General features: G+C 60.8%; 19 protein-coding genes. 10 read left to right on the top strand and 9 right to left on the bottom strand.

What is annotated here, in order from left to right; genetic code table 11:
* The first annotated feature begins 159 nt into the window (after positions 1-159).
* Both zigA and ACU680_RS22870 read left to right on the top strand, forming a co-directional pair.
* Complete coding sequence (gene zigA, locus ACU680_RS22875; protein ID WP_448180577.1) at positions 160-1,365, top strand: zinc metallochaperone GTPase ZigA; 1,206 nt, start codon at positions 160-162, stop codon at positions 1,363-1,365.
* Positions 1,365-2,015, top strand: coding sequence for a DUF1826 domain-containing protein (locus tag ACU680_RS22870; RefSeq protein ID WP_448180576.1), 651 nt, complete (start codon positions 1,365-1,367; stop codon positions 2,013-2,015). The genes zigA and ACU680_RS22870 overlap by 1 nt, the downstream gene beginning before the upstream one ends.
* Before the next feature lie 3 nt (positions 2,016-2,018).
* Here ACU680_RS22870 and ACU680_RS22865 read toward each other — a convergent pair whose 3' ends face one another.
* Positions 2,019-2,375, bottom strand: coding sequence for an NADH:ubiquinone oxidoreductase (locus ACU680_RS22865; protein ID WP_448180575.1), 357 nt, complete (start codon positions 2,373-2,375; stop codon positions 2,019-2,021).
* Between the two features lie 28 nt (positions 2,376-2,403).
* Between ACU680_RS22865 and ACU680_RS22860 the strand changes: the two genes are divergently transcribed.
* On the top strand, positions 2,404-3,375 hold the full coding sequence (locus tag ACU680_RS22860) for a CobW family GTP-binding protein (protein ID WP_448180574.1): 972 nt from the start codon (positions 2,404-2,406) through the stop codon (positions 3,373-3,375).
* 1 nt (position 3,376) lies between these two features.
* Here the strand turns inward: ACU680_RS22860 and ACU680_RS22855 are convergent, their stop codons facing one another.
* Complete coding sequence (locus ACU680_RS22855) at positions 3,377-3,790, bottom strand: DUF3301 domain-containing protein (protein WP_448180573.1); 414 nt, start codon at positions 3,788-3,790, stop codon at positions 3,377-3,379.
* 117 nt (positions 3,791-3,907) lie between these two features.
* Here ACU680_RS22855 and pdxY point away from each other — a divergent pair, with 117 nt between their 5' ends.
* Entirely contained in the window at positions 3,908-4,780 is an 873-nt protein-coding gene (pdxY, locus tag ACU680_RS22850) for a pyridoxal kinase PdxY (RefSeq protein WP_448180572.1), read from the top strand.
* Positions 4,781-4,881: 101 nt separating this feature from the next.
* Here the strand turns inward: pdxY and ACU680_RS22845 are convergent, their stop codons facing one another.
* Positions 4,882-5,364, bottom strand: coding sequence for an acyl-CoA thioesterase (locus ACU680_RS22845; protein WP_003229693.1), 483 nt, complete (start codon positions 5,362-5,364; stop codon positions 4,882-4,884).
* Between the two features lie 282 nt (positions 5,365-5,646).
* Here ACU680_RS22845 and ACU680_RS22840 point away from each other — a divergent pair, with 282 nt between their 5' ends.
* Complete coding sequence (locus ACU680_RS22840) at positions 5,647-7,410, top strand: cation:proton antiporter (RefSeq protein ID WP_007960872.1); 1,764 nt, start codon at positions 5,647-5,649, stop codon at positions 7,408-7,410.
* 21 nt (positions 7,411-7,431) lie between these two features.
* Here ACU680_RS22840 and ACU680_RS22835 read toward each other — a convergent pair whose 3' ends face one another.
* The 4 genes from ACU680_RS22835 to uvrD all read right to left on the bottom strand — a co-directional run bounded on the left by ACU680_RS22835 (position 7,432) and on the right by uvrD (position 11,798).
* Entirely contained in the window at positions 7,432-7,839 is a 408-nt protein-coding gene (locus ACU680_RS22835; protein WP_024164487.1) for an SMI1/KNR4 family protein, read from the bottom strand.
* 137 nt (positions 7,840-7,976) lie between these two features.
* Positions 7,977-8,852, bottom strand: coding sequence for a Tim44 domain-containing protein (locus ACU680_RS22830; protein ID WP_007962237.1), 876 nt, complete (start codon positions 8,850-8,852; stop codon positions 7,977-7,979).
* A 176-nt stretch (positions 8,853-9,028) separates the two neighbouring features.
* Positions 9,029-9,469 (bottom strand): EamA family transporter, encoded by a 441-nt coding sequence (locus ACU680_RS22825; RefSeq protein ID WP_367082133.1) that lies wholly within the window; start codon positions 9,467-9,469, stop codon positions 9,029-9,031.
* A gap of 145 nt (positions 9,470-9,614) precedes the next feature.
* Complete coding sequence (gene uvrD, locus ACU680_RS22820) at positions 9,615-11,798, bottom strand: DNA helicase II (protein WP_003229685.1); 2,184 nt, start codon at positions 11,796-11,798, stop codon at positions 9,615-9,617.
* 201 nt (positions 11,799-11,999) lie between these two features.
* On the opposite strand from uvrD, the gene ACU680_RS22815 reads away from it, so the two are divergent.
* The 3 genes from ACU680_RS22815 to ACU680_RS22805 all read left to right on the top strand — a co-directional run bounded on the left by ACU680_RS22815 (position 12,000) and on the right by ACU680_RS22805 (position 16,348).
* The gene (locus ACU680_RS22815) at positions 12,000-14,930 is read left to right on the top strand and encodes a putative bifunctional diguanylate cyclase/phosphodiesterase (RefSeq protein WP_448180571.1); all 2,931 of its coding nucleotides are present in this window, start codon (positions 12,000-12,002) and stop codon (positions 14,928-14,930) included.
* Between the two features lie 127 nt (positions 14,931-15,057).
* Positions 15,058-15,924, top strand: a complete 867-nt coding sequence (hexR, locus tag ACU680_RS22810; RefSeq protein ID WP_007962240.1) for a transcriptional regulator HexR — start codon at positions 15,058-15,060, stop codon at positions 15,922-15,924.
* A 211-nt stretch (positions 15,925-16,135) separates the two neighbouring features.
* The gene (locus ACU680_RS22805) at positions 16,136-16,348 is read left to right on the top strand and encodes a PA3496 family putative envelope integrity protein (protein ID WP_007962241.1); all 213 of its coding nucleotides are present in this window, start codon (positions 16,136-16,138) and stop codon (positions 16,346-16,348) included.
* Here ACU680_RS22805 and ACU680_RS22800 read toward each other — a convergent pair.
* Entirely contained in the window at positions 16,290-17,252 is a 963-nt protein-coding gene (locus ACU680_RS22800; RefSeq protein ID WP_448180570.1) for a LysR family transcriptional regulator, read from the bottom strand. The two genes, ACU680_RS22805 and ACU680_RS22800, sit on opposite strands and share 59 nt — an antisense overlap.
* Before the next feature lie 190 nt (positions 17,253-17,442).
* Between ACU680_RS22800 and ACU680_RS22795 the strand changes: the two genes are divergently transcribed.
* Positions 17,443-18,858, top strand: coding sequence for an acetyl-CoA carboxylase biotin carboxylase subunit (locus ACU680_RS22795; protein ID WP_027610345.1), 1,416 nt, complete (start codon positions 17,443-17,445; stop codon positions 18,856-18,858).
* Between the two features lie 11 nt (positions 18,859-18,869).
* A complete protein-coding gene (gene oadA, locus ACU680_RS22790; RefSeq protein ID WP_098966358.1) occupies positions 18,870-20,678 on the top strand; it encodes a sodium-extruding oxaloacetate decarboxylase subunit alpha in 1,809 nt (602 codons plus the stop codon).
* A 170-nt stretch (positions 20,679-20,848) separates the two neighbouring features.
* Here oadA and ACU680_RS22785 read toward each other — a convergent pair whose 3' ends face one another.
* Positions 20,849-22,363: an autotransporter outer membrane beta-barrel domain-containing protein gene (locus ACU680_RS22785; protein WP_367086203.1), complete on the bottom strand. Its 1,515-nt coding sequence runs from the start codon at positions 22,361-22,363 to the stop codon at positions 20,849-20,851.
* Positions 22,364-22,458 lie beyond the last annotated feature (95 nt).

The following is a 22,458-nucleotide window of genomic DNA, read 5'->3' as shown; positions in this document are numbered from 1 at the left end:
CATATTGTTATACTATAACATTAAATTGAATTAGGCCTGAGCTCGTCGATTTCAAGCGTCTGCTTCTGTCATATCGCTGTTTTGAAGCTCTAGAACGCGCTGCGCTACGCCAAGACAGGCCAAAACGCACATCGGCCACCACATGATGAGGATTATCCAATGTCATCTCCGCTTCCCGTGACCGTTTTATCGGGATTTCTCGGCGCCGGAAAAAGTACGCTTTTGAATTACGTACTACGTAATAGAGAAGGCTTGCGTGTTGCGGTCATCGTTAACGATATGAGCGAGATCAATATTGATGGCAGCGAAGTCCAGCGCGATGTCAGCCTGAACCGTGCGGAAGAAAAACTGGTTGAGATGAGCAACGGTTGTATCTGCTGTACGTTACGCGAGGACCTGCTCGAAGAAGTTGGCAAACTTGCTCGCGAAGGACGATTCGATTACCTGCTCATCGAATCCACTGGCATTTCCGAACCACTGCCGGTAGCCGAAACGTTTACCTTCCGCGATGAGCAGGGCCAGAGCCTTGCTGACGTCGCGCGGCTCGACACCCTGGTCACGGTAGTCGACGGCGTGAATTTCCTCCTCGATTATCAGACTGCCGAGAGCCTGGCGTCCCGCGGCGAGACCCTGGGCGATGAAGATGAACGCTCGATCACCGATCTGCTGATCGAACAAATCGAGTTCGCCGACGTACTGCTGATCAGCAAGATCGACCTCATCAGTCGTCAGGAGCGCGAAGAGCTGATGGCCATCCTCAAGCGCCTCAACGCCCAGGCGGAAATCATCCCGATGGTGATGGGCGAGGTGCCGCTGGAGAAGATCCTCAACACCGGGCGTTTCGATTTCGAGAAGGCCGCTCAGGCTCCAGGCTGGTTACAGGAATTGCGCGGTGAGCACGTGCCGGAAACCACCGAATACGGTATCGCCTCGATGGCCTACCGCGCACGTCGCCCGTTTCATCCGCAGCGCTTCTTCAACTTCATCGATCGTCCGTGGACCAACGGCAAACTGCTGCGCTCCAAGGGCTATTTCTGGCTCGCCAGCAAACCCACCGACGCAGGCAGTTGGTCGCAGGCCGGCGGTCTGATGCGTCATGGTTTTGCCGGGCGCTGGTGGCGTTTCGTACCGAAAAGCCAATGGCCGCAGGATCAGGAAAGTACCGCAGCGATCCTGGAAAACTGGACGCGCAATGTCGGAGATTGCCGTCAGGAGCTGGTTTTCATAGGCCAGAACATGAATTTCGTACAGCTCAGGTCGGAACTTGAGGCCTGCCTGCTCACGGACGAAGAGATTGTTGTTGGCGTAGAAGGTTGGCGCATGCTGCCTGACCCGTTCGGCCCTTGGCACGATGAGGCCGCCTGATGCTCGCGCTCAAATTGCAGCAGAATCGTGCCCGTTATCAGCATCAGGGGCCGACGCCCGAAACGCTGACGCGAATCCTCGAAGATGACGTCAATCTCGCAGTCTGGCAGCGTCAACTGCCGCTGCACATCGCCGATTTCGCAGAGTTGCTGCTCTCGCTCAACGAGCCTTTGGCGGAAGCGCTGTGCATCGAATTGCCGAATGAAGACGCCGATCCTGATCTGCAAGGACTGGCCGCCGGGTTCCGTGATCTGCAAGGCTACGAAGGCTTCGTCGCTGACCTGCAATGGCTGGTGAGTGCCTTCGCCTGTCTGCTGGGCGCTCGCCGCATCGGTTTGCGCCTGCGGGTGTTGGATAAAGCCATGTGTCCGCGTTTTCACGTCGATCACGTGCCGGTTCGCTTGATCACCACGTATGGCGGAATCGGAAGTCAGTGGATCAAGGAAGGCGCAATGGATCGCGACCAATTGGGCCAGGCCAACGCCGAGCCGCAAGGCATGAGCCAGATCCAGCAACTCAAGCGCGGTGATGTGGCGCTATTGAAAGGCGAAAAGTGGCACGGCAACGAAGGCTTTGGGCTGATTCATCGCTCCCCGCAACCGGCGCCGGGTGAGCGAAGGCTGCTGCTGACCCTCGACTGGCTAGGCTGAAGCTTACGGCTTGAGCCACTGGCCCTGGCTCTGGCCTTCGCAATACGGCTGCAGATACGCCGCGTCGGAGGCCACACCGTAATAGTGGATATCCTGGCGATAGGGCATATTGGCGACTTGCGCGTTGCTGCACATGCCGAAAGCACCGCTCGGGCATCGGTCGACGTACTGCACTTCGACTTTTTGCCCGGCCAGCGTCGGCTGGCAGAAGCCGTCGCTGAACAGTTTCTCGGGAATGCTGCGGTTCTGCTGGCAGACCTTGACGTCGAGCCGCTCACCCTGGCTGTGCACAACACAGGCTTGAGCCCAGGCTTCGCTCGACAGCACCATCAACAGCAACGACCATCCCATCCAACGCATGTCCAATCCCCTCAGAAAACGCCCAGCCATGTTGCAGAACATTCCTACCCATGTCATCGCCGGCCCTTTGGGCGCCGGCAAGACCAGCCTGATTCGCCAGCTCATGGCCCAGCGACCGGCAGGCGAGCGCTGGGCAGTGCTGATCAACGAGTTCGGTCAGATCGGCCTCGACGCCGCGCTGCTGACCCGCGATGCCGATGGTATCGCACTGGGCGAAGTCGCCGGAGGCTGTTTGTGTTGCGTCAATGGCGCGCCGTTTCAGATCGGTCTTGGCCGTTTGCTGCGCAAGGCGCGGCCGGATCGGTTGTTCATCGAGCCGTCCGGGCTGGGCCATCCAGCGCAGTTGCTCAAGCAGTTGGGCGAGGCGCCGTGGTTGGGTGTACTGGCGCTGCAGCCCTGTGTGTTGGTGCTCGATGCCCAGGCGCTGGCCGTCGGCAAAGCATTGCCGCCCGCTCAGCAGGACGCCTTGGCCAGCGCTGGTCTGCTGTTGCTGAACAAGGCAGAAGGTCTGGACGAGGCTGTGCGGCAGACCATCGTGCAGCGTTTGCCGTCAGTGAGACTGATCTGGACCCAGCAGGCGCAACTGCCTTTGCACGCGTTGCCCGGCGCGGCTGCGCAAGCGGTGGCGGGTGCGGATAACCTCGTGGTGCCGAAGGGTGTGGGGGCGATTGCGGCGGTCTGGAGCGATCCGGCATTGCCGATTTGCCTGAGTCAGGCGCAGGAGGGTGGCTGGAGCATCGGCTGGCGCTGGCACCCTGGGCAAACGTTCGACACTCGACGCCTGAGCCTGTGGTTGAAGGCGCTGGGTTGGCGGCGAGCCAAACTGGTCATCCACAGCGAGCAGGGCTGGGTTTCGGCCAATGCCCTGGATAACGCCGAGCTGGAATGGCAGCCCAGTGAGTGGCGCCGGGATTCGCGTATCGAGCTGATTTTTGCCGATGCGCACAATGTCGCTGATTTGCAGGCAGGCCTGGCGCAATGCCGGATTCAGGCGGGTTAGCTCAAGGCTTCCACTTGTTGTGTTCCTGACGCCACTGGCTCAACTCGATCACTTCGGCCCGTGGACGAGTGACCTCGACCACCGGTGGCGTGTCGTCGAACGGAGCCGGGTAGGGCGCCAGTTCGATCGAAGCGCTGTGCGCGCCAAACTGGGTGATGGTGCCGTTGTGCCGGGTTTCACCGGTCACGGTGAACTCGAAGTTGTAGACCCGGGCCAGACGCCGCCGACCGCTGGCATCCTTGATCAAACCGATTTTCTTCAAGGCGACGTTGCCGTCCAGCAACTCGACACCGACATTGATGCAATGCTGCTTGACCCGCTCCAGCGCCCGCTCGCGCAAGCCGTGGTTGTGCCATAGCCAGGCGCCAGCAGCGGCGAACAGCATCAGCACAAAGACGTTTTCGAGGGTCAGCATCAACAGGAAACTCCAAAAGATAGGCGCAGCTTAACTGCGTCGCCGGTCTGTCGTACAGGCTGTGTTTCGTCGCATACTGCGCGGCTTGAATTTCAATCGTTTTACGGAATAACCCGAATGAAACGTACGCCTCATCTGCTCGCCATCCAGTCCCATGTGGTCTTCGGCCACGCCGGCAACAGCGCCGCTGTGTTTCCGATGCAGCGGGTCGGGGTGAATGTCTGGCCGCTCAATACCGTGCAGTTTTCCAACCACACCCAGTACGGGCAGTGGGCCGGTGAAGTGCTGGCGCCGCATCAGATCCCCGAACTGGTCGAAGGCATCGCCGCCATCGGTGAGCTGGGCAATTGCGACGCGGTGCTCTCCGGTTATCTGGGCAGCGCGGCACAGGGCCGGGCGATTCTGCGGGGTGTCGAGCGCATCAAGTCGGTCAATCCGAAGGCGCTGTACCTGTGCGATCCGGTGATGGGTCATCCGGAGAAAGGCTGCAGTGTGCCGGCCGAAGTCAGCGATTTTCTGCTGGAAGAAGCGGCGGCGGTGGCGGACATCATGTGCCCGAATCAGCTGGAGCTGGACAGTTTCTCCGGACGCAAGCCGCAGTCGCTGTTCGATTGCCTGGCGATGGCCCGGGCGCTGCTGGCGCGTGGGCCGAAAGCAGTGCTGGTCAAGCATCTGGATTATCCGGGCAAACCGGCGGATGGTTTCGAGATGTTGTTGGTGACGGCTGACGAATGCTGGCACCTGCGCCGTCCGTTGCTGGCGTTTCCGCGCCAGCCGGTGGGCGTGGGCGACCTGACGTCCGGGCTGTTCCTGGCGCGAGTGCTGTTGGGCGACAGTCTGGTGGCGGCGTTCGAATTCACCGCAGCGGCGGTGCATGAGGTGCTGCTGGAGACCCAGGCCTGTGCCAGCTATGAGCTGCAACTGGTCAGGGCGCAGGACCGGATTGCGCATCCGCGGGTGAAGTTCGAAGCGACCGCGATCAGCCTGTAACCAGCTAAAAGCGAAAAGATCGCAGCCTTCGGCAGCTCCTACAAGGTAAAAGTTGATCCTCTGTAGGAGCTGCCGCAGGCTGCGATCTTTTGCTTTTGTTCTCAGGCGTCGCCCTTGATCTCCTGATAACGCTTTTCCAGCTCCTGGCGAATCTGCCGACGCTGCTGCGCCTGCATGTAACGACGCTTGTCTTCGCTGTTCTGCGGTTGCAGCGGCGGTACGGCCGCCGGTTTGCGCTGGTCATCCACCGCGACCATGGTGAAGAAGCAGCTGTTGGTGTGGCGCACCGAGCGCTCGCGGATGTTCTCGGTCACCACTTTGATGCCGACTTCCATCGAGGTGTTGCCGGTGTAGTTGACCGACGCGAGGAAGGTCACCAGTTCGCCGACATGGATCGGCTCGCGGAAAATCACCTGATCCACCGACAGCGTCACCACGTAGCGGCCGGCATAGCGGCTCGCGCAGGCGTAGGCCACTTCGTCGAGGTATTTGAGCAGGGTGCCGCCGTGGACATTGCCAGAGAAGTTGGCCATGTCGGGTGTCATCAATACCGTCATCGACAGTTGGGCGTTTCCGGGTTCCATAACGTTCTCACGGATCAAGGCTGGATTGCTGGAAGCACCTCTGCGGGTGCCTGGCCGCTTTTTCAAAAGCACCGTTATCGGGACGCCTGGCGGCTGGCTGTCGTCACGCCGGGATCGATCTGTTTCCTTATATTGCACCGCCTTCCAGCCGGAAGTCGCGGTGTTAACCTGCAAAAGGCCCTGCCCAAGGGCAATTCCCACACGATAAGCGGATTTTTACCCAACTCGCTCAGACCTTTCTGATGTCTGCCTGCGGGTCAGTTCATACAAGGAGCCCACACCATGCATGCCATCAGCTTTATTCAGGACCTGGCAGTGATCATGTTGGTCGCAGGTGTGGTTACTGTGCTGTTCCACCGCTTCAAGCAGCCGGTGGTGCTCGGCTACATCGTCGCCGGTTTCATCATTGGCCCGCACACGCCGCCGTTCGGCCTGATCCACGACGAAGAAACCATCAAGACCCTCGCCGAGCTGGGAGTGATCTTCCTGATGTTCTGTCTCGGCCTGGAGTTCAGCCTGCGCAAGCTGTTCAAGGTCGGCGCCACGGCGTTTATCGCGGCGTTCCTCGAAATCGTCCTGATGATCTGGATCGGCTATGAAATCGGCCGCTGGTTCGACTGGAACACCATGGACTCGCTGTTCCTCGGCGCAATCCTCGCCATCTCCTCGACCACCATCATCGTCAAGGCGCTCAATGACCTGAAGATGAAGAACGAGCGCTTCGCGCAGTTGATCTTCGGCGTGTTGATCGTCGAGGACATCCTCGGCATCGGCATCATCGCCCTGCTGTCGAGCATCGCGGTCAGCGGCACGGTCAGCTCCGGCGAAGTGTTCTCCACGGTGGGCAAGCTGTCGCTGTTCATGATCGTCGCGCTGGTGGTTGGCATTCTGCTAGTGCCGCGTCTGTTGGCTTATGTCGCCAAATTCGAAAGCAACGAGATGCTGCTGATCACCGTTTTGGGTCTGTGTTTCGGCTTCTGCCTGCTGGTGGTCAAGCTCGAATACAGCATGGTGCTCGGCGCCTTCCTGATCGGCGCAATCATGGCCGAGTCGCGGCAGTTGCTGAAGATCGAGCGCCTGATCGAGCCGGTACGCGATTTGTTCAGTGCGATCTTCTTTGTGGCGATCGGCCTGATGCTCGATCCGATGATCCTGTTGCAATACGCATGGCCGATTGCGGTAATTACCGTAGCGGTGGTGCTTGGCAAGATGTTGTCCTGCGGCCTCGGGGCGTTTATCGCCGGCAATGACGGACGCACCTCACTGCGGGTCGGGATGGGGCTGTCACAGATCGGCGAATTTTCCTTCATCATCGCCGCGCTCGGGATGACACTGCAGGTCACCAGCAACTTCCTTTATCCCGTCGCGGTGGCGGTGTCGGTGATCACCACGCTGCTGACGCCGTACCTGATCCGTGCGGCTGACCCGTTGTCGATCAAGCTTTCGGCGGCGGTGCCCAAGCGTCTGGGCCGGGTGTTCGGCATGTATGGCGAATGGCTGCGCAGCATTCAGCCGCAAGGCGAGGGCGCGATGCTGGCGGCGATGATCCGGCGGATCCTGTTGCAGGTCGGGGTCAATCTGGCGTTGGTGATTGCGATCTTCTTCAGCGGCGCGTTCTTCGCCGGACGGCTGTCGGTGTGGATGCAGGACTGGATCGCTGACCCAAGCTGGCAGAAGGCGTTGATCTGGGGCGGGGCGCTGCTGCTGTCGCTGCCGTTCCTGATTGCGGCGTATCGCAAGCTCAAGGCGTTGTCGATGCTGTTGGCGGAGATGGGTGTGAAGCCGGAGATGGCCGGGCGTCACACGCAGCGAGTGCGTCGGGTGATCTCCGAAGTGATCCCGATCCTCTCGCTGCTGGTGATCTTCCTGCTGTTGGCAGCCTTGTCGGCCAGTATCCTGCCGACCAACAAGTTGCTGGTGCTGGTCGCCGTGGTCGCGGCCGCCGTGGCGGCGCTGCTCTGGCGCTGGTTCATCCGCGTGCACACGCGGATGCAGGTGGCCCTGCTGGAAACCCTCGACAATCACAAGGAGTCGTCGGGGCACTGACCGACCCGGGCGTCTGGCGGATCAGCTTTCCAGCCAGACGTCCCGCGCCCAGTGCCACACCGACTCCCAGGACTCTTCGGTGATCAGCTCTTCTTCGCCGGACCACAGCACCACGGTGCCGTCTTCTTCAACGCAATAGTAGTTGTCGCCGTCCTGGCAGATCGGGATCAGGTCGCGCGGTACCCCAGCGTCCCAGGCGTTGGCCGCGACATCCGGCAGGTAAGTGTGTGATTGCGGGTCGGTGACGGTCACCGGCTCGAGGCTGCCGTAAACCACATCACTGACGGTCAGCAGAAACTCTTTGAAGACGAACGGGATGTTGATGAAGAGTTCTTCTTCGATCTCCACCAATTGGTCTTCGTCGGGCAACTCCAGGGGAACCGGTACGGGTTCGTTGGCTTCGCGCAGTTGTTCGATGATTTCTTCCACGTCCGGGATCCTCTTGCTTGAATGGCGCGGTTTATATGGGCCGGTTTATACAGTAGCTCGCTATAGATGCAACTGCGAAATAGAAAACCCCGGCCGAGGCCGGGGTTTTTATTACCACATGCGTAACGCGCAGGGGATCAGCCGTTCTGGCGGATACCGGCCACCAGCCAAGGCTGGTTTTCGCCCTGTGGACGTTCCATGTTCCAGCTTTCGCTGAATACTTCGCCCTGGTCGAAACGCGAGGTCTTCGACACACCGCTGAAGGTCAGGGTGGCGATGGTCTTGTCGGCACGATCATCCACGCCGTCCAGTTGTACCTGCAGGTTGTCGATGTAGGTCGACTGGAAGCCGTCGCCCAGGTCCGCACGCTCACGCTTGAGGAAGTCGAGCATTTGCGGGGTCACGAACTCGGCGATCTTGTCCATTTCGTTGGCGTCCCAGTGCTGCTGCAGCGACTGGAAATGGCTGCGCGCGGCGGCAAGGAAGTTCTGCTCGTTGAACCACGCCGGTGCGTTGATCACCGGACGAGCGGCAACCGGCGCGGCCGAACCACCGAAGATCGAACCCATGGCAGCAGGCTTCTGCTCGAACACTTCACGCTGCATCGGCGCGCCGGCCGGAGCCAGATGCTCCTGCTGCTTGCGTCGACGAGCGGCGATGAAGCGGAAGATCACGAACGCGATCACGGCCATGATCAGGATGTCGAAGATCTGCATGCCCTGGAAGCCGCCGCCCATGAACATGGACGCCAACAGGCCACCGGCGGCGATACCGGCCAGAGGGCCGAGCCATTTCGAAGCGCCACCGGCCTTGGCCGCTGCACCGGCAGCGCCGGCAGCACCAGCGGTCGCTGCTGCGCCGCCCATGCCTGGGGAAGAAGGAGCCATCTGGCTGGTCTGGTGCGTCGGCGCAGCGCCGGCGCTTTTGCCACCACCAAAGCGCTTGGCGTTGGCGTCGAGGCTCATCGTCAGGCCGATGCACAACGCCATGGCGATGCTAAGAAAACGTTTCATAAAGGGAATTCCCGTTTGTGGAGACACGCGCGCCATGTTGCACAGCTGAAGTGTTACTGGCTAGCGAGAGAGTGTTTCGGGCTTTTGCCTGACAGGTTAGGTTCAGCTCCGTCGAAGCAATAAGGCCATGTACTTTTGTCTGTAGGAAAAAGGGATAGGTTCAGCGGGAAACTTGCTTATCGACGCAATGCCAACATCACCACACCAGCGGTGATCAGGCCGATGCCGCCCCATTGGCGCAGGTCGAGTTTCTCGCCCAGCAGGATCACGCCGAGCACCGCCACCAGTACCACGCTGAGCTTGTCCACCGGCGCGACCAGCGAAGCCGGGCCGACTTTCAGCGCGCGGAAATAGCACAGCCACGACGCGCCTGTTCCCAGGCCGGACAACAGCAGGAAGAGATAGCTCTTGGCAGAAATCGATCCCAAGGACTGATATTGGCCCGTGGCGTACAAAATCAAGGCCAGGCTGACCAGTACCACGATGGTGCGCAGCAGGGTGGCGAAGTCGGAATTGACGTTTTCGATGCCGACTTTGGCGAAGATCGCCGTCAGCGCGGCGAACGTCGCCGAGAGCAGGGCCCAGAATGTCCAGGAAGAGAAGAAGCCTGAGCCCATGGCAATATCCTTAAAGATGAGCCGACACAAAGCCTTGTAGGAGTGAGCCTGCTCGCGATGAGGGCGTGTCAGACAATAAATATATTGAATGATAAATCGCTATCGCGAGCAGGCTCACTCCTACAAAAAGCAGTCGAGCAAGGCGTTAAATTGCTTCCAGCTTGGCGTAGCCGAGCATCAGCCACTTGCTGCCTTCGCTGAAGTTCACCTGTACCCGCGCCTGCGCGCCGGCGCCTTCGAAGTTGAGGATCACGCCGTCACCGAAGATCGAGTGACGCACCGCCTGACCCAGGCTGAAGCCGGTTTCCGGAATCTCGCTGCCGCTGAACAGGTTGCTGCCGCTCATCGACTGATTGCCGCCGAACGGTCGGCTGACGCTGTTCGACAGGCGCACTTCCTGAATCAGACCCTTCGGCACTTCCCGTACGAAACGCGAGACCTTGTTGTAGGTTTCGCTGCCGTACAGGCGCCGGGTTTCAGCATAGGTCATCACCAGATTCTGCATGGCCCGGGTGATGCCGACGTAGGCCAGACGCCGCTCTTCCTCAAGGCGCCCCGGTTCTTCCAGGCTCATCTTGTGCGGGAACAGGCCTTCTTCCATGCCCACCAGGAACACGTAAGGGAATTCCAGGCCTTTGGCGCTGTGCAGGGTCATCAGCTGAATGCTGTCTTCGTGTTCGTCGGCCTGGGTGTCTCCGGCCTCCAGCGATGCGTGGCCGAGGAACGCCGCCAGTGGTGTCAGCTCTTCGTCTTCTTCGGTGTTCTCGAAGTTGCGCGCGGCGCTGACCAGTTCCTCAAGGTTTTCCACCCGGGCCTGGCCTTTCTCGCCTTTTTCCGCTTCGTGATAGGCGATCAGCCCCGATTGCTCGATGACGGTCTGGGTCATCAGGTGCAGCGGCATTTCCATGCACTTGGCGGCGAGATTTTCGATCAGCTCGATAAACGCACCCAGCGCACCGGCAGCACGACCGGTCAGGCCTTTATTGGCGACCAGTTGGCGCATCGCTTCCCACATCGACACATCGCTGTGACGTGCATGGTCGCGGATCGCTTCGACGGTTTTCTCGCCAATGCCACGGGCCGGGACGTTGATCACTCGCTCCAGCGCCGCGTCGTTACCACGGCCTTCGAGCAAGCGCAGGTAGGCCATGGCGTTCTTGATTTCCGCGCGCTCGAAGAAGCGTTGGCCGCCATAAATGCGGTACGGGATGCGCTCGCGCAGCAAGGCTTCTTCGAGAACGCGCGATTGGGCGTTGGAGCGGTAGAGAATCGCGATATCGCTACGGGCCAGGCCGGTTTTCAGCGCGCTTTCGATGGTTTCGACAACGTAGCGTGCTTCGTCGTGTTCGTTGAACGCGGCGTACAGATTGATCGCTTCACCGTCGCCGCCGTCGGTCCACAGCTCTTTGCCGAGACGTCCGGTGTTGTTGGCGATCAAGGCGTTGGCCGCCTTGAGGATGCCGGCGGTGGAGCGGTAGTTCTGCTCCAGACGAATGGTCACCGAATCCGGGAAGTCGGAGGAGTACTGATGAATGTTCTCGATTTTCGCCCCGCGCCAGCCGTAGATCGACTGGTCGTCGTCGCCGACCACCATCAGGCTGTCGCCGCCCTTGCCGAGCAGGCGCAACCAGGCGTACTGCACGGCGTTGGTGTCCTGGAACTCGTCGACGAGGATGTGGCGGAAGCGCTTCTGATAGTGCGCCAGCAGACCCGGGTGATCGCGCCACAGGTCGAGGGCGCGCAGCAGCAGTTCGGAGAAGTCGATGACGCCGGCCCGCTGGCAGGCCGCCTCGTAGGCTTCATAGATGCCGCGCATGGTCGCCAGGTACAAGTCGCCGCTGGCCTGAATGTGTTGCGGGCGCAGACCTTCGTCTTTCTGCCCGTTGATGAACCACTGCGCCTGACGGGCCGGCCAGCGCTGCTCGTCCAGCCCCAGCTCACGGATCACCCGCTTGACCAGCCGTTGCTGGTCGTCGCTGTCGAGAATCTGGAAAGTCTGGCTCAAGCCCGCTTCCTGCCAGTGCGCCCGCAGCAGGCGGTGCGCCAGGCCGTGGAAGGTGCCGACCCACATGCCGGCCGGGTTGATGCCCAGCAACTGCTCGATGCGATGGCGCATCTCGGCAGCGGCCTTGTTGGTGAAGGTCACCGACAGAATGGAGTGGGGCGAGGCGTTTTCGACCTGGATCAACCAGGCGATACGGTGCACCAGCACTCGGGTTTTACCGGAACCGGCACCGGCCAGGACCAACTGACGGCCAACGGGGGCTGCTACGGCCTGGCGTTGGGCATCGTTGAGGGAGTTCAGCAGAAGGGAGAGATCATCGCGCATCGGGGCATTCTAGGGTGCGCCGCAGGCCCGGGCAAACCGAGCTTTGCATTAGCCGATGAAAGTGCCGCCGATGACGACCGGTCGGTCACTGGCTACAGGCTTCGGCCCGCCTCACTCTGCGGGTTTTGCCGGTGATCGGACGGCGGAAAGTTTCCGGCAAATTATGATCTGGAGCAGTTTGGCAACGGGATCGGCTTGTGTATGCTCCGTCCACGTTTCGGGCCCATGCTCACTCCTATAAGAACAACAACATTGCACAAGACCCTCAGCTCAGACCTGTCGGGCCCCTCTGTGGAACCCCGGGTCATCCGCAAGCATTACGCCATCGAAATGGCGGTCGAACGCACGCGCCTGCTGTATCAGGGCTCGCTGCTGCCGACGATGTTCATGTTGCTCAATGGTCTGGTCTGCGCCGCTTTGCTCTGGAGCCCGCAGCGCTATTTCGTGGTCAGCATCTGGCTGGTCTGGTTGTTGTCGCTGGTGGCGCTTCGGGTGATTCAGGTCGCGGCGTTCGATTCGGCGATCCCGGACCGTCAGGCCCAGCCGATCTGGTTCCGCATGTTCCTGCTCGGCTCGACCATGACCGGTCTGACCCTGGCTGGCGCCGGCATCGCCCTGGTGCCCGCCGACAACTTCATGCAGCAAGCCTGGGTGTTCGGCCTGATCGGTGCCGCGACGCTATCGGCCAGCGTCGCCTACGCCGTCAGCCTGCCGGCGTTTCTGTCCTTTACCTTGCCGTGCCTGCTGCCGGCGATCGGCTACCTGTTCTGGGGCGGTGATGAGCAGGCGCGCGGTTGGGGCTGGCTCGGGCTGATTTTGCTCGGTTCGCTGAGCGTGGTGGCCTGGCAGGTCAATCGACTGATTGATCGCAGCTTGCTGCGGCGCTTTCAGAACCAGCACCTGATCGAACATCTTCAGCAAGCGCAGAACCGCAGCGACCAGCTCAATCAGGCGCTGGCCAAGGAGATCGAACAGCGGCGCTGTGCCGAGGGTCAATTGCGTGAGGCGCAGGTCGAGCTGGAAGATCGCGTGGCCCAGCGCAGCCGCGAACTGGACGTGGCCAATCAGGCGCTGAGCAAAAGCGAAGCCCGGCTGGCCCTGGCTCTGAAGGCCAGTGAGCTGGGGCTGTGGGACTGGAACCTGCAGACCGACGAAGTTCATCATACGCAGATTCAGGAACTGTTCGGTCTCGCGCCGGAATACGTCACGGCGATCCTGCGCGACCTCAAGCCGCGCCTGCACCCCGAGGATGTGCCGTCGCTCAAGCAGGCGCTGATCGAGCACCTGAAGGGCCGCACAGAGGATTATCAGATCGAATACCGCGTGCGTCACGGCGACGGTCATTGGGTGTGGATCGAAGACCGCGGCCGCGCGGTGGAGCGCAGCGATAGCGGGCAGGTGATCCGCATGGTCGGTACCCGGCGCGACATCAGCGTGAGCAAAAGCCTCGAAGAACAACAGCGACTGGCGGCCACGGTGTTCGAAGCGGCCAGCGAAGGCATCGTCATTCTTGATCCGAACTACGCCTTGATTGCGGTCAATCAGGCGTTCAGCCGGGTCACCGGTTATGACATCGAAGACATGCTCGGGCGCAACGTCGTCGAACTGCCGTGCAGTCGTGATGCCCGCCGGCATTACGTCGCGATCCGTCATGCACTGGAGCAGCATGGCAGTTGGCAGGGCGAACTGGTGGAAACCCGCAAGAACGGCGAGCTGTACCCGCAGTGGCTGCAACTCAACGCGGTGCGCGACAGTCGGGGAAACGTCAGCCATATCGTCGGCTTCTTCGCCGATCTTTCCGCGCGGCGTGAATCCGAAGAGCGCATGCGTTTTCTGACGCACTACGATGAACTCACCGGACTGGCCAATCGCTCACTGTTCCGCGAACGTCTGCACGAAGCCCATCAGCGCGTGCGTCAGGGTGGACGCCGGAGTCTGGCGTTGCTGCACATCAACCTGGACCGCTTCAAGCTGCTCAATGACAGCCTCGGCCACGAGGTGGCAGATCAGTTGCTGCAGAAAATGGCCCGGCGGCTGGTCAATGCCTTGCCGGAAGCGGACACGATCGCCCGATTGTCCGGCGATGAGTTTGCCGTGCTGTTCGATGCCTACGGCAACCTGTCGAGTCTGGCGCGGGTCGCCACGCGGCTGTCGAGCAAGCTGCGCCTGCCGTTGACGGTCGAAGGGCATGAGCTGGTGGTGAGTGCCTCGATGGGCATCAGCATGCTGCCGGACAACGCCCGGGAAATCTCTGCGCTGGTCAGTCAGTCGAACATGGCGATGCAACACGCCAAGCATCTGGGCGGCAACAATTTCCAGTTCTACACCGACAGCCTGCAGGCCAGCACCCTTGAGCGCCTGCAACTGGAAAACCAGCTGCGCAAAGCCATCGAAGACAAACAGCTCAAGGTGTTCTACCAGCCGAAGCTGTGCCTGCAAACCGGGCGCCTGAATGCGGCGGAGGCGCTGGTGCGCTGGGATCATCCGACCATGGGCCGGGTGCCGCCGGGGGACTTCATTGGTCTGGCCGAGGAAACCGGACTGATCGGCCCGATCGGCGAATTTGTACTGCGCCAGGCCTGCTGGCAGGCGTGCGAGTGGCAGCGGCAAGGGCTGGAGCCGATTCGGGTATCGGTGAACCTGTCGGTGCATCAACTGCGTCAGGGCAAACTGGTCAGTCTGGTGCGCCAGGTGCTGGAGGAAACCGGGCTGGCGCCGCACTACCTCGAACTGGAACTCACCGAGAGCCAGTTGCTCGACAGCGTCGAACACATCATCGCGACCTTCCAGCAACTGCGTGATCTGGGGGTGAAGCTGGCGATCGACGATTTCGGCACCGGCTATTCGTCGCTGAGTTACCTCAAACGGATTCCGGTGGATTACGTGAAGATCGATCAGGCGTTCATTCGCGGATTGGGGCAGGGCAGTGAGGATGCGGCGATCACCCGGGCGATCATCGCCATGGCTCACGGGCTGTCGTTGAAAGTGGTGGCTGAAGGTGTCGAGCGGCAAGAACAGCTGGAATTTTTACGTGCCGAGCGCTGCGACGAAGTTCAGGGGTACCTGATCAGCCGCCCGGTGGAGGCTGAGCGTCTGGCTGGGCTTTTACGCGAACAGGGAAATCCGCTTTAAGGGCTACATGCACTCCATCGTGCCTGATACGGGGACATGGAGTTACGCATTGAGCAGGCAAAAAGCCAATTCATGTAGTATAACTACAAGCGTGCTACATCCTTGCCCATAAGAAGAGTCCAGCCCCTTGAATCTGCTGCAACACATCGCCCAGTCACGTCACCTGTTACGCAAGTCGGAGCTCAAGGTCGCCGACCACGTGCTGCTTGACCCTGCGGCGGTGATGCACAGTTCCATGGCCGATCTGGCCCACAGTGTCGGTATCAGCGAGCCGACCATTGTGCGTTTCTGCCGGGCCATCGGCTGTTCCGGCTTTCAGGATCTCAAGCTGAAACTGGCGCAGAGCCTGGCCGCCGGCGCCAGCTTCGGCCAGTTCGCGATTCACGAAGACGACTCGGTCGCCGACTACAGCCTGAAGATTTTCGACACCACCCTGCACACCCTGATGGAGGTTCGCGAGAAGCTCGACCCGGTGGAATTGCAGCGCGCGGTGACGCTGATGTCTCAGGCGCAGCGTGTCGAGTTCTACGGCTTTGGTGCGTCGGGCGCGGTGGCGGCGGATGCGCAGCACAAGTTCTTCCGTTTGCTGCTGACGGCGGCGGCGTATTCCGACCCGCACATGCAGGCGATGTCGGCGGTGACCTTGAAGCCCACCGATGTAGCGATCTGCATTTCCCAGTCCGGGCGCTCCAAGGATCTGCTGATCACCGCCAACCTCGTTCGCGAGAGCGGCGCGTCGCTGATCACCCTGTGCCCGAGCCAGACTCCGCTGGCCGAGCTGTCGACCGTCAACCTGGCGATCGATGTGCACGAAGACACCGAAATCTATACGCCGCTGACCTCGCGCATTGCGCACCTGGTGGTGATCGACGTGCTGGCAATGGGCGTGGCCATGGCGCGTGGGCCGAGTCTGGTCAATCACCTCAAGAGCGTGAAGCGCAGTCTGCGCAGCTTGCGCCTGTCGCCCAAGGCCGTGAAAGCCCTGGATGACTGAAGCCTGCTTTTGTGGCGAGGGAGCTTGCTCCCGATGGGGCGCGCAGCGGCCCTGAAAGGCCGGGCCTGCTTCGCAGTCCAGCGGGAGCAAGCTCCCTCGCCACAATGAAACGCAATCGGCAAAGTTTCATCGCACTGTCATCCCCGCGCAGCCAAACCGTCATCCGTCCCGCCTATCGTGAAACTCCCGTACTCGCCTTGGGAGACTCGAAATGGCTCAGCCCTACGAAGAACGCAACAGCGCCGCGAAAACCCGTCGTCAGCAGGAAGACCAGCGCCGCATGGAATTCCGTCGCGCGATCGAAGATCGCTTCGAACTCCGTCAGCTTCAAAGCGAAATCAGCGATTTTCCCGAGGACATCGAACTCAACTACTGGCAGGCCGCACCGGCAGCTTCCCGTCGAAGCGCTCAACCAGCGCGCTGATCTGCACCCGCTCGCTGCGGATAAACGCCAGGAAGGCGTGCGCCACCGGTGACAGGCGTTTGGCCTTGGCCTGCACCAGGCACCAGCTACGGAACAGCGGCAACTCTTCGACCGGCAGCTCGACCAGGCCGCCGGTCGCCAGTTCCAGGTTCAGGGCGTGGCGCGTCAACAGCGCCAGGCCCAGACCCGCCACCACGCATTCACGCTGGGCTTCGGCCGAGGCCACTTCCTGGGTCTGGGTGAAGTGCACGCGTTTTTCCTTGAAGTATTCTTCGCACGCCAGGCGTGTGCCCGAACCCGGTTCGCGGATCAGCAGCGTGTAAGGTTCAAGATCCTGCAAACGCAGCGGTCCCATATGCGCCAACGGGTGATCCGGGCGTGCCACGGCAACAATCGGGTTATTGAGAAAGGGCAGGAATTCCAGGCCCATGTCTTGTGGCACCATCGACATGATCACCAGATCATCGCGGTTGTCCGAAAGCCTGCGAATCACCTGCCCGCGGTTGACCACCGTCAGTTGCAAGTTCACTTCCGGGTGCTGGCGCTTGAAGGCGGCAAACAGGTGCGGCACGAAGTATTTGGCGCTGGATTCTATCGCCAGTTTCAACTGGCCTTGCAGCGAGCCCTGCATGTCCGACAGCTGCATGTCGAGGTTTTCCAGGCGTCCGAAGATGTCCCGGCTCGCGCGCTGCAGGGCTTCGGCAGCCTCGGTCATGTAGAGTTTTTTGCCGACATAATCGAATAATGGCTGGCCGATCAGCTCTTCCAGCTGACGAATCTGTAGGCTGACGGCCGGTTGTGTGAGAGACATTTCATCGGCGGCGCGGCTGTAGGAGCGCAGATCACACACTTCGTTGAAGATCTGCAATTGGCGTAATGTCATACGCATCAAGGACTTACGCATTTTTTATGGGCTCTGACGGCAGGCTGATGGTTTAACTATAAGTCTTTGCTTATGCCTGACCCAATTTTTATTCATTTTTGTTAATCCCTTGCGAGGGCTAGTGTGGGGTCGCGACCAGATTGAAACATTTGGTCACGCGTCGACCTGGGTCTAGCAGGTCGTGGTGCCACCGGCTCAAGGGAATTTCCAAGTGATAAAAAAGATCCTGATCGCCAACCGTGGTGAGATTGCCGTACGAATCGTGCGAGCTTGCGCCGAGATGGGCATTCGCTCGGTTGCGATTTTTTCCGACGCCGACCGCCATGCCTTGCATGTGAAGCGTGCGGACGAAGCCCACAGCATCGGTGCCGAGCCACTGGCCGGTTACCTCAACCCGCGCAAGCTGGTGAACCTGGCGGTGGAAACTGGTTGCGATGCACTGCACCCCGGTTACGGCTTCCTCTCGGAAAATGCCGAGCTGGCAGACATCTGCGCCGAACGCGGGATCAAATTCATCGGCCCGTCGGCAGAAGTCATTCGCCGCATGGGCGACAAGACCGAAGCCCGGCGCAGCATGATCAAGGCCGGCGTGCCGGTCACCCCGGGCACCGAAGGCAACGTGTCGGGCATCGAAGAAGCCCTGACCGAGGGCGACCGCATCGGTTATCCGGTGATGCTCAAGGCCACCTCCGGTGGTGGCGGTCGCGGTATCCGTCGCTGCAACAGTCGTGAAGAACTCGAACAGAACTTCCCTCGGGTGATCTCCGAAGCGACCAAGGCTTTCGGTTCGGCGGAAGTGTTCCTGGAAAAATGCATCGTCAATCCCAAGCACATCGAAGCGCAGATCCTTGGTGACAGCTTCGGCAACGTGGTGCACCTGTTCGAGCGTGACTGCTCGATTCAGCGCCGCAACCAGAAGCTGATCGAGATCGCCCCGAGCCCGCAACTGACCCCGGAACAGCGCGCCTACATCGGCGACCTGTCGGTGCGTGCGGCCAAGGCCGTGGGCTACGAGAATGCCGGCACCGTGGAGTTCCTGCTCGCCGAGGGCGAGGTGTACTTCATGGAGATGAACACCCGGGTGCAGGTGGAGCACACCATCACCGAAGAAATCACCGGGATCGACATCGTTCGTGAGCAGATCCGCATCGCCTCCGGCCTGCCGCTGTCGGTGAAGCAGGAAGACATTCAGCACCGTGGTTTCGCGTTGCAGTTCCGCATCAACGCCGAAGACCCGAAAAACAACTTCCTGCCGAGCTTCGGCAAGATCACCCGTTACTACGCCCCCGGCGGCCCGGGCGTGCGCACCGATACAGCGATCTACACCGGCTACACCATTCCGCCGTTCTACGACTCGATGTGCCTGAAACTGGTGGTCTGGGCGTTGACCTGGGAAGAGGCGATGGACCGTGGCCTGCGGGCGCTGGACGACATGCGTCTGCAAGGCGTGAAAACCACCGCCGCGTATTACCAGGAAATCCTGCGCAACCCGGAATTCCGTAGCGGCCAGTTCAATACCAGCTTCGTGGAAAGCCATCCTGAACTGACCAACTACTCGATCAAGCGCAAACCCGAAGAGCTGGCCCTGGCCATCGCCGCCGCCATCGCCGCCCACGCAGGCCTGTGAGGAATACAACAATGTCCAAGAAGATCTTTGTCACCGATACCATCCTGCGCGACGCTCACCAATCGCTGCTCGCCACCCGCATGCGCACCGAAGACATGCTGCCGATCTGCGACAAGCTCGACAAAGTCGGCTACTGGTCTCTGGAGTGCTGGGGCGGCGCGACGTTCGACGCCTGCGTACGCTTTCTGAAAGAAGACCCATGGGAGCGCCTGCGTCAACTGCGCGCCGCGCTGCCCAACACCCGCCTGCAAATGCTCTTGCGTGGGCAGAACCTGCTCGGCTACCGCCATTACAGCGATGACGTGGTCAAAGCGTTCGTCGCCAAGGCCGCGGTCAATGGCATCGACGTGTTCCGCATCTTCGACGCAATGAACGACGTGCGTAACCTGCGCGTGGCGATCGAAGCAGTGAAGGCTGCCGGCAAACACGCTCAGGGCACCATCGCCTATACCACCAGCCCGGTGCACACCATCGACGCGTTTGTGGCGCAGGCCAAGCAGATGGAAGCCATGGGTTGCGACTCGGTGGCGATCAAGGACATGGCCGGTCTGCTGACACCGTACGCCACCGGCGAACTGGTGCGCGCACTGAAAGCCGAGCAGTCGCTGCCGGTGTTCATCCACTCTCACGACACCGCTGGCCTCGCTGCCATGTGCCAGCTCAAGGCCATTGAAAACGGCGCCGACCACATCGACACCGCCATCTCCAGCTTCGCCTCGGGCACCAGCCATCCGGGCACCGAGTCGATGGTCGCTGCGCTCAAGGGCACCGAGTACGACACCGGTCTTAACCTGGAGCTGCTGCAGGAAATCGGTCTGTACTTCTACGCCGTGCGCAAGAAGTACCACCAGTTCGAAAGCGAATTCACTGCCGTCGACACCCGTGTGCAAGTCAACCAGGTACCGGGCGGGATGATCTCCAACCTCGCCAACCAGTTGAAAGAGCAGGGCGCGTTGAATCGCATGGGCGAAGTGCTGGCGGAAATCCCGCGGGTGCGTGAAGACCTCGGCTTCCCGCCGCTGGTGACCCCCACTTCGCAGATCGTCGGCACTCAGGCGTTCTTCAACGTCCTGGCCGGCGAGCGCTACAAGACCATCACCAACGAAGTGAAGCTTTACCTGCAAGGCGGCTACGGCAAGGCGCCGGGCGTGGTCAACGAGAAGCTGCGTCGTCAGGCCATCGGCAGCGAAGAGGTGATCGACGTACGTCCGGCCGATCTGCTCAAGCCGGAAATGACCAAGCTGCGTGCCGACATCGGCGCACTGGCCAAGTCCGAAGAAGACGTACTGACTTTCGCCATGTTCCCGGACATCGGCCGCAAATTCCTCGAAGAGCGTGCCGCCGGCACCCTCGTTCCGGAAGTGCTGTTGCCGATCCCTGAGGCCGGTGGTGTGGCCAAGGCCGGCGGCGAAGGCGTGCCAACCGAGTTTGTCATCGATGTCCACGGCGAAACCTATCGCGTCGACATCACCGGTGTCGGTGTGAAGGCTGAAGGCAAGCGTCATTTCTACCTGTCCATCGACGGCATGCCGGAAGAAGTGGTGTTCGAGCCGCTCAACGAATTCGTCGGCGGCGGCAGCAGCAAACGCAAGCAAGCGTCGGCACCAGGCCACGTCAGCACCACCATGCCGGGCAACATCGTCGATGTGCTGGTCAAGGAAGGCGACACCGTCAAGGCTGGCCAGGCCGTGCTGATCACCGAAGCGATGAAGATGGAGACCGAAGTCCAGGCAGCGATTGCCGGCAAGGTCACCGCCATTCATGTGGCCAAGGGCGACCGGGTGAATCCGGGTGAAATCCTGATCGAGATCGAAGGCTGAGATAACTGCCGCGATTCAACGTTTTAAACCTCGGGGGGGCATGTGCTCCCCTTTTTTTTCGCCTGCAATTGACCGTCCTCTGTAGGAGCTGCCGCAGGCTGCGATCTTTTGACCTTCAAGAGCAAAGTCAAAAGATCGCAGCCTGCGGCAGCTCCTACACGAGCGTTGTATCAGAACTCCATTCGCCACTGGCCGGTCACGCCGTAGCTGCGGCTATCAGAGCCGGCGTCGCCGCTGATGCCGACGCCCAGGGTGTTGCGAGTGGACAGCGTCAGGTCCAGACCTGCATCCAGGGTAAAGAGGTTGCGATCCATCCCGGCACCGATCACCTCGAAGCTTTTGCCACCCTTGACCAGTTGCTGGCGCGTTGCGTTATCGAGCTCGCCGTAGGTGTGTTTCATGCTCGCGCTCAGGCGCGGCGTCAACTGCATGCCGTTGGTCAGGTGACTGGTTTTCGCCAGGCGTAGGCCGATGGTGCTGCTCGGGTTCGCCCGGGTTTGCCCCTGAACCTTGAGCGCCGCATCGCCACCTTTCTCGGTGTAACCATCACGCTGGTAGCGTTGATAACCGACGCTGGCGAACGGTTCGAAGCTGACGTTGCCACGACCGAGGTTGTAGCCGACTTCGGCAAACATCTGCTGGGTGCTGGCGTCATAGCGGCTTTTGAGCCTGTCGCTGAAACCCTCGAAGGCAACGCGACGTTTGCCGCTACCGTCATGACTGCCGTACGAGGCCCCCAGGCGCAGGGCAAACGGTCCGTCCTGCCGCAGCGCGTAGGCGCCGAGATGCCAGCTGTCGAGATCACCGTCAAACTGTTGGGCATCAAGCCGGGTTTGCGCTTTCGCCCCTATCAGGCCGACATGCCACTGTTCGTCGAATTGCCAGTCGGCCCCCAGGACCAAACCTTGGGTGGAGTGTTTGAGGGCACTGTCGTAATCACGATCGACCGTGCCGCCATGTCCCAGAGCTTGCAGCCAGACTCGCCCGGAACCATCAGCTTTGCGATTGTCCAGCTGATGCATCGCCGAGAGCATGCTGGTGCTGACCGGAGCGGCGCTGCTCAGTGTGGCTTTGGCGAGGTTGGCGTTGCTGCCGGCGGCAAGTTGTTCGAGTGCCAGGCTCGCCGTTGGTGTGCTGGCGTCAAGCAGGGCGCTGATGGCGATATTTGACTGCGCGGCAGGCGTTTCGGGCTGCACTGGTTGGGGCAATGTCCCAGGCTCTTGCGGTTGCTGCGGTTGCTGCGGTTGCTGCGGTTGCTGCGGTTGCTGCGGTTGCTGCGGTTGCTGCGGTTGCTGTGGTGGAACGGAATTTCCTTCAAGGCTTTTTGCAAGTTTCTGAGCATTCGTGCTGTTTGCCAGATGCTCCAGAGGCCTGTCATGCAAAGGCTCAACCGGCATCCCTTGATCGGGTGTGCGATGTTCTCCATTGCTGGAAGAGCTGCCCGCCAATGGTTCGATGGCAGTTTGGGCTGGACTTGGACTGATAACTTCTTCAATCGTGGAGAGGCCGCCCGACTCGACGGGCGGCTTTGGCTTTGTTTTACGCGGCTTTTTGGGCTTGGCTTCTACTGCAGTTTCGACGACCGGAATCTCCGGTTGTTGGGCGATGGAAACGTTGCTCCATCCGATTGCCAGTGCAATCGCCACGGCGAGTTGGAGGGGGCGAAGCTGGTAGTGTCCGGGCATGAGTCGGGCCTCTCTGGATAGGAGACCCCACTCTATTTTTGCTGCAAAAAATCCGCTGTCGGCTGCTTCTCGCAGCCTTGCAGGCGACATCGGAG

It is taken from the genome of Pseudomonas sp. LF020, from assembly GCF_053456425.1.
The sequence above is the reverse complement of the archived record's forward strand: the minus strand, read 5'-3'. Positions and strand labels throughout refer to the sequence as shown.